Origin of the sequence: Streptomyces sp. SM10 (assembly GCF_002910915.1) — a bacterium.
Classification (GTDB): domain Bacteria; phylum Actinomycetota; class Actinomycetes; order Streptomycetales; family Streptomycetaceae; genus Streptomyces.
Window position 1 is genome coordinate 36,833 of record NZ_NEUF01000093.1, and the last position, 6,972, is coordinate 43,804.

The 6,972-nt window shown below is 72.6% G+C and carries 7 protein-coding genes; 5 read left to right on the forward strand and 2 right to left on the reverse strand.

Annotated elements, in window-relative coordinates; all coding sequences use genetic code 11:
* Positions 1-125: 125 nt before the first annotated feature.
* On the reverse strand, positions 126-983 hold the full coding sequence (locus B9S57_RS13885) for a phospholipid scramblase-related protein (protein ID WP_103515879.1): 858 nt from the start codon (positions 981-983) through the stop codon (positions 126-128).
* Between the two features lie 94 nt (positions 984-1,077).
* Here B9S57_RS13885 and B9S57_RS13890 point away from each other — a divergent pair, with 94 nt between their 5' ends.
* The 5 genes from B9S57_RS13890 to B9S57_RS13910 all read left to right on the forward strand — a co-directional run bounded on the left by B9S57_RS13890 (position 1,078) and on the right by B9S57_RS13910 (position 5,741).
* A complete protein-coding gene (locus tag B9S57_RS13890; protein WP_374935934.1) occupies positions 1,078-1,500 on the forward strand; it encodes a hypothetical protein in 423 nt (140 codons plus the stop codon).
* A gap of 115 nt (positions 1,501-1,615) precedes the next feature.
* Positions 1,616-2,266 carry a DUF3105 domain-containing protein gene (locus B9S57_RS13895; protein WP_103515880.1) on the forward strand — a complete coding sequence of 217 codons (651 nt, stop codon included), beginning with the start codon at positions 1,616-1,618 and terminating at the stop codon, positions 2,264-2,266.
* Positions 2,267-2,310: 44 nt separating this feature from the next.
* Entirely contained in the window at positions 2,311-2,910 is a 600-nt protein-coding gene (locus B9S57_RS13900; RefSeq protein WP_181011341.1) for a DUF305 domain-containing protein, read from the forward strand.
* Between the two features lie 216 nt (positions 2,911-3,126).
* A complete protein-coding gene (locus tag B9S57_RS13905) occupies positions 3,127-4,425 on the forward strand; it encodes a phytase (RefSeq protein ID WP_103515882.1) in 1,299 nt (432 codons plus the stop codon).
* 59 nt (positions 4,426-4,484) lie between these two features.
* Entirely contained in the window at positions 4,485-5,741 is a 1,257-nt protein-coding gene (locus B9S57_RS13910) for an ROK family protein (protein WP_103515883.1), read from the forward strand.
* Positions 5,742-5,830: 89 nt separating this feature from the next.
* Here B9S57_RS13910 and xylA read toward each other — a convergent pair.
* Positions 5,831-6,972: xylose isomerase (gene xylA / locus B9S57_RS13915; RefSeq protein ID WP_103515886.1), on the reverse strand; the 1,142-nt coding region annotated here is incomplete at its 5' end.

A 6,972-nucleotide genomic window follows, 5' to 3' on the forward strand; every position in this document is an offset into this window, starting at 1 on the left:
AGTCCGCCGTCGGCGGGAATCGAGGGCTGTGGGCACGACGAGAGCCGTCCCGGCGGGATGTGGGGGGCAACCAGAGTGGGCATGCCCGGCATCCTGCCACCGCCGGGCCCCCCGCACCCGGACGGTCAGCCGAGGCCCCGGGAGTCCTGCTTGAGCGCGGTGTCCACGGTCAGGGCCGTGGCCACGACGAGGCTCAGCAGAGGCTCGGGGAGCTGGTAGTGGATCTGCAGCACGTAGTTGTCCGCCGTGGTGAACATGGTCTTCGCCAGGCCTTCCCAGGTCTTGGTGATCCTGGCGATCTCGGCGTCGTTGCCGTCGACGATGGCGAAGTTCCAGGCACGCCAGTTCTCGGCCTTGATGGCACCGACCTTCTGCCCGTCGACCATCATGGCGAAGTTGATCTTGCCGATGGCGTTCTGCTGGACGATCTCGCCGACGGGCTGACCGTCCGGGCGCTGCACGACGACCCGGGACTTGATGAACTTGGCCGGCCGGGTCAGGAGCAGCTGCGGCTGCCCGTGGGCGTCGCGGATCTCCAGGCGGTGCGTGAGGTACTGGTCGATGCTGGAGACGAACCTGAGCACCTTGCGCAGCGCGCTCTGGCCGACCTGGACGACCGAACCGACGGTGTTGCCCTGCTGGTCGAAGACGCGGTACTCGTTCGTGACCTCGATCAGCTTGGCCTTCTGGTTCACGACCAGGACCTGCTGGTTGAACAGCGAGCCCGCACCAGGAGCGCCCCGCTGAGGGGCGAACTGCTGGGGAGCGGCCTGCTGCTGCGGCATCGCGGCGTGCTGCTGGGCGGGCGCCTGCGCCTGGGCCGGTGCCTGTCCCTGGACGGAGGCCTGCCCCTGGGCGGGCGCCTGCCCCTGAGCCGGGTGCGTGTGCTCGGTCCACTGCGAGCCGTCCCAGTAGCGCAGCAGTTGGGGTGCGCCATGGGGGTCCGGATGCCAGCCCGCAGGTACGTTCGATTGCGTCGTCACCGGGGCACACTATCCTGCCAAGCCGGGGGCCGGAATCCCGCCAACCCCCGGGCCGAACTCCTTGAAGATTCACACACCATCTATGATGGCGGCGATGACCGGAGCGAGCGGACCGACGGCCCGGAGACGGAGCGGCAGGAGCCTGCCCGCCGTCCTCGGCTGGGCTCTGCTGCTCATCGCGGTGTTCCTCTGCTGTTCCCCGCACACCGGCGCCGCGGCCGGCGCCGAGACGCCTTCGGCGGCGGCGGTCAGGGGCTTCACCCCCGTGTCCGGAGCGGCCGTGTCGGTCGTCGTGGTCGACGCCCCCGACGAACGCGGAATCGGCAGCTCCTGCCACGGGGCGACGGACCACTCGACGGCCGTCGTCCTGCCCGGCCACCCCACCCCCGTCGCCCTGCCCTGCCCCTCGGCAGTGACGAGGACCGCGCCCCTCACCGGCGCCGCGGCCATCCGCGGCCCCTCCGACGACAGCGTGGGCGCTGTCGACCGGATGCGTCTTCAGATCCAACGGATCTAGGCCCCGCCCGGGTCCGCCCTCCGCGCCACCGATGCGCCGGAGGCGGCCTTCCGCGTGCCCTTGCCCCGCGTGACGCGCCGTGCGCACACGCGATCCGTGAACCCGAGGACCTGACATGGCTTCCGCCAAGAACCAGAACAGCCCGTCCGCCGCACGCCGCGCCAAGCTCGACGAGGCCCGCCGCAAGGAGCGGGCCCGCGAGCGTCGCAGCCGCGTCATCACCATCACCGCGTCCGTCGTCGTGCTCGCCGGCCTCGTCGCCGGCGGCGGCTACCTGATGTCGGCCGCGGACGAGCAGGACAAGGCCGAGGAACAGGCCAGGACCTCGCCGGTCACCGGCGAGAAGTCCTGGGACGACCTGACTCAGGACCATGTCGAGACGCCCGTCGACTACCCGATGAACCCGCCCGTCGGCGGCAACCACAACCCGGTCTGGATGAACTGCGACGCCGACGTCTACACCGAGGCGATACCGGACGAGAACGCCGTCCACTCGCTGGAGCACGGCGCCGTCTGGGTCACGTACAACGACACGGCGAAGGACGCCGACGTCGAGGCGCTCTCCGACCGCGTGTCCAGGACGCCCTACTCGCTGATGAGCCCCGTGACCGATCAGAAGGACCCGCTGATGCTCAGCGCCTGGGGCAAGCAGCTCACGGTGAAGAGCGCCACCGACGCGCGCGTCGGGCAGTTCTTCACGAAGTACGTCCAGGGCGCGCAGACCCCGGAGCCGGGCGCAGCCTGCTCCGGCGGGGTCGCCGAGTGAGCTCGTCCGCGCGGGCTCCCCGCGCACTCGTCTGGGCCGGTGCCATGGTGTTCGTGGTGGCCGTGGGGCTCGTGCTGCTGATGGTGGTGCGACCCTCGGCAGCCTCGCCGTCCGGCTCCGGGGCGGCCCCGGCCGTCCCGGGTGAGAGCTCGGCGGACGTCGGCTTCGCGCGGGACATGTCGGTCCACCACCAGCAGGCGGTCGAGATGGCGTTCCTCGTGCGGGACCGCACCGACGACGAGGACGTGCGACGGCTCGCGTACGACGTCATCAACACCCAGGCCAACCAGCGCGGCATGATGCTGGGCTGGCTGGAGTCCTGGGACAGGCCGAAGAGTTCGGACCGGCCGCCGATGGAGTGGATGGGCCACCCGGTCACCCCGTCCGACGGCTCGCTCATGCCGGGCATGGCGACGGACACCCAGCTGGACGGTCTGCGCGCGGCCTCGGGCAGGGACGCCGAGGTGCTGTTCCTGCGGCTGATGACCGTCCACCACCGTTCGGGGGCGGACATGGCGCGGGCCGCGGCCGGATCGGCCGGCACGGACGAGATCCGGAATCTCGCCGAAGGCATGGCCCGGGCGCAGGATTCGGAGATCTCGCTCATGGCGGACATGCTCGAGGCCCGGGGCGCGAAGCCCTGAACCCGCGCAGCGGGTGGGCCCGGGTTCGGTGGCAGCCGTCACCGCACCCGGGCCCCACGCCGCTTGGCCCCGTCACCGGCCCCGGCTCCTCACACCGCGAATTCACCTGCCGCCCGTGTCGTCCTCATGGCCTCGACACCGGTGCACCGCTCCGCCGCCCGACACTTCCTGACGAGTCATGGACATGTCCCTCTCACGACAGGAAGCACTGTGCGCATGCACCGCTCCCCTCGCCTTGCGGCCACCGCTCTGCTCGGTACGGCGCTCCTCACCCTCGTCCCGCTGTCCCCCGCCTACGCGCGGTCGCTCCCGGCCGTCGGCGCGACGGCGGAGACGGCGGCGCTGTACGACGACGAGGACGGTGGCAACGCCAACGCCGACGACCCGGCGATCTGGCGCGACGACGCCCACCCCGGGCGCAGTCTGGTGGTGGCCACGGCCAAGGAGGGCGGGCTCCGCGTCTACGGTCTGGACGCCGCCCTGGTCCAGTCGGTCCCGGCGCCCTCCCCGGCGACGGAGGACGACGCGCCCGGCCGGTTCAACAACGTGGACCTCGTGACCGGGCTCCGCACCCCGGCCGGCCGCGCCGACGTGGCCGTGGTCAGCGACCGGGGCAACGACCGGCTGCGCGTCTACCGCATCGACCCCTCGCGCCGCGGGGGCCCGCTGAAGGACGTCACGGACCCCGCCGCCGCCCCTGTCTTCTCGGCGGACCAGGCCGAGATCAACGAGCAGCGGACCGCGTACGGGCTCGCCACCTGGCAGGACCGCTCCACCGGACGCTCGTACGCGCTCGTCAGCCGGCGCGACACCACGGACCTGGCCCTGCTGGAGCTCCGGCCCACGGCGGCGGGCACGGTGGGCTACCGCCTGGTGCGCACCCTCTCGCTGCCCTCCTCCTTCCGGCTGCCGGACGGCACCTCGTGGACCCCGTGCGGCGAGCCGGGTGAGCTGCCGCAGGTCGAGGGCATGGTCGTCGACCCGGAGAACGGCACGCTCTACGCGGGACAGGAGGACGTCGGCATCTGGCGCCTGCCCGCCGGGCTGGACGGACGCCCGGTCCTGGTGGACACGGTCCGGGAGTACGGCATCCCCGGCACGTACGACCCGGAGACCGAGGAGTGCGCGCCGGGCACCGACCCCGGCTTCGGCGGCAGGCGTCTGGCGGCCGACGTGGAGGGCCTGACCCTCCTCGGGAAGCCCGGCGGCCACGGTTACCTCATGGCCTCCGGCCAGGGTGACAACAGCTTCGCCCTGTACGGCCGCGAGGTCTCCGGGCGCAACGCCTACAAGGGCGGCTTCCGGGTCACCGCCGTCTCCGCCGACCTCGACGGCAGCGAGGAGTGCGACGGCACCGCCGCGCTCGACAAGCCGCTGGGGGCCCGCTATCCCCACGGGCTGCTGGTGGTCCAGGACGGGCACGAGACGTCGGCCTCGGGCAGCGAGGAGGGCCGGGAGGCGACCGGCTTCAAGTTCGTGGACCTGCGCGCGGTCAAGGACGCGGCGGGCCTGTAGCCCGCGGCCAGGTCTCCCGCGGCGCGTCCGGAGGGGGATCGCATAGGCTCGTCGACGATATGAAGAGCTACCTCACACCCCTGGGGTCCAAGGCCGACAAGGACACCGTGCGCCGTCACAACCTGAGCCTCGTGCTGCGTGCCGTGCGGGACGAGGGCGAGGCCGGCGAGGCGACCCGCGCCGGAGTGTCGGCGCGGGTCGGACTCACCCGGGCCGCGGTGTCCTCTCTGGTCGAGCAGTTGCTGGACAGCGGCTTCGTCACCGAGTCGGGCAAGACGTTCAGCGGACAGGCCGGGCGCCCCGGCACGGCCCTGAAGGTGGCGCGCACCGGACCCGCCGGGCTCGGGGTGGAGGTCAACATCGACTACGTGTCGGTCTGCGTGGTGGACCTTGCGGGCGCCGGCCGGGTGCGGCAGACCGAGCACCTGGACAACCGCGGCGCCCCGCCCGAGGAGGTCCTCGCCCGGGCGGCGGGCATCGCCGCCCGCGCCCTCGACTCGGCGCGGGAACAGGACCTCCGCCCTGTCGGTACGGCGCTCGCGCTGCCGGGACTCGTCTCGGGCGGCTCGGTGCGCCAGGCGCCCAACCTCGGCTGGAACCAGGTCGCCGCGGAGGACCTGTTCGCCGACGCGCTCGCCGGCCTGCGCCCCGGCACGGCACCGCTGCCGGTGCGCTCGGAGAACGAGGCGAATCTGGCGGCGCTCGCGGAGCTGTGGTTCGGCGGGCTCGACACCGTCCGCAGCTTTCTGTACCTGACGGGCGAGATCGGCGTCGGCGGCGCCCTGGTGCTCGACGGCGAACTGCTGCGCGGCGCGCACGGTTTCGCCGGGGAGATCGGGCACGTGGTGGTCGACCCCACCGGGCCCGAGTGCCGGTGCGGCTCACGCGGCTGCCTCGAGCAGTACGCCGGCCAGTCGGCCCTGCTGAGGGCGGCCGGTATCGACGAGGCCCCGGGCGGAGCGGCCGGAGTGATGGAGCTGGAGCGGCGGGCGGGGGCGGGCGACCCCGTGACGCTGGCCGCCGTGGCCGACGCCGGCCGGATGCTGGGGCAGGTGCTCTCCGGCGCGGTCAACCTCTTCGACCCGGACGCGGTGGTGCTCGGCGGGATGTACCGCGGCCTGATGCCGTGGCTCTCGCCGCCCGCCGACGCGGAGCTGACGGACCGCGTGGTGTCCGGCCTCTGGTCCCGGGGCGACGGCCGACTGCGCGCGTCGTCCGTGGCGGGCGACGCGGCGCGCGGCGCTGCGGCACTGGTGGTGCAGGACGTGCTGGCCGACCCGGTCGCGTACGCCGCGCCCGCGCCGGTGGACGTCTGACAGCGGGCTCACGTACACCGGCCCGCGCCGGTCAGCGGGCCCGCCCGTCCGGGGCGCCCGGTGGTGGGCCGGGTGCCCCGGGGGGTGGGTCAGCGGACGCCGAGGAGGTGTTCCATGGCGAGCTGGTCGAGGGCTTCGAAGGCCATGGAGCGCTCCGCTGCGGCGGTGGCGTCGAAGTTCTCGTAGGCGGACCGGTCGGCGAGGAGGCTCTTGAGGCCGTCGTCGGCGGTGGGCTGGGCGAGTTCGTCCAGGCGGGAGGCGGTCAGGGCCTGCTGGACGGCGGGGTCGGCGCGGAAGGCGAGGGCGCGTTCCTTGAGGATGAGGTAGTTGCGCATGCAGTTCTTCGCGGATTCCCAGACGCCGTCGATGCCGTCGGTGCGTACGGGCTTGAAGTCGAAGTGGAGGGATCCGGTGTAGTCGGAGGTCTCCAGGAGGTCGACGAGCCAGAAGGCCTGGCGCAGGTCGCCGGCGCCGAAGCGGAAGTCCTGGTCGTACTTGATGCCGGACTGTCCGTTGAGGTCGATGTGGAAGAGCTTGCCGGCCCACAGGGCCTGGGCGATGCCGTGGGGGAAGTTCAGCCCGGCCATCTGCTCGTGGCCGGTCTCCGGGTTCACGCCGACCATCTCGGGGCGCTCGAGGCGCTCGATGAAGGCCAGGGCGTGGCCGATCGTGGGCAGGAGGATGTCGCCGCGGGGCTCGTTGGGCTTGGGCTCGATCGCGAAGCGCAGGTCGTAGCCCTGCTCGGTGACGTAGTCGCCCAGCAGGTCGAAGGCTTCCTTCATCCGGTCCAGGGCGATACGGACGTCCTTCGCGCCGCCGGACTCGGCGCCCTCGCGGCCGCCCCAGGCGACGTAGGTGGTCGCGCCGAGCTCGGCGGCCAGGTCGATGTTGCGCATGACCTTGCGCAGCGCGAAACGGCGTACGTCGCGGTCGTTCGCGGTGAACCCGCCGTCCTTGAAGACCGGGTGGGTGAACAGGTTCGTGGTGGCCATCGGGACCTTCATCCCGGTGCGGGACAGGGCGTCCTTGAACCGGCCGATCAGCCGGGCGCGCTCCGTCTCGGAGGACCCGAACGGGATCAGGTCGTCGTCGTGGAACGTCACCCCGTGCGCACCGAGCTCCGCGAGCCGCTCGACCGACTCGACCGGGTCCAGCGCGGGACGTGTCGGCTCACCGAACGGGTCGTTGCCACGCCAGCCCACGGTCCACAGACCGAACGTGAACCTGTCCG

Bases quoted from the DNA above. Each gene is read 5' to 3' on its own strand.
- B9S57_RS13890 (WP_374935934.1), top strand. From the start codon at position 1,078: ATGACCGGAGCGAGCGGACCGACGGCCCGGAGACGGAGCGGCAGGAGC.
- B9S57_RS13895 (WP_103515880.1), top strand. From the start codon at position 1,616: ATGGCTTCCGCCAAGAACCAGAACAGCCCGTCCGCCGCACGCCGCGCC.
- B9S57_RS13900 (WP_181011341.1), top strand. From the start codon at position 2,311: ATGGTGTTCGTGGTGGCCGTGGGGCTCGTGCTGCTGATGGTGGTGCGA.
- B9S57_RS13905 (WP_103515882.1), top strand. From the start codon at position 3,127: ATGCACCGCTCCCCTCGCCTTGCGGCCACCGCTCTGCTCGGTACGGCG.
- B9S57_RS13910 (WP_103515883.1), top strand. From the start codon at position 4,485: ATGAAGAGCTACCTCACACCCCTGGGGTCCAAGGCCGACAAGGACACC.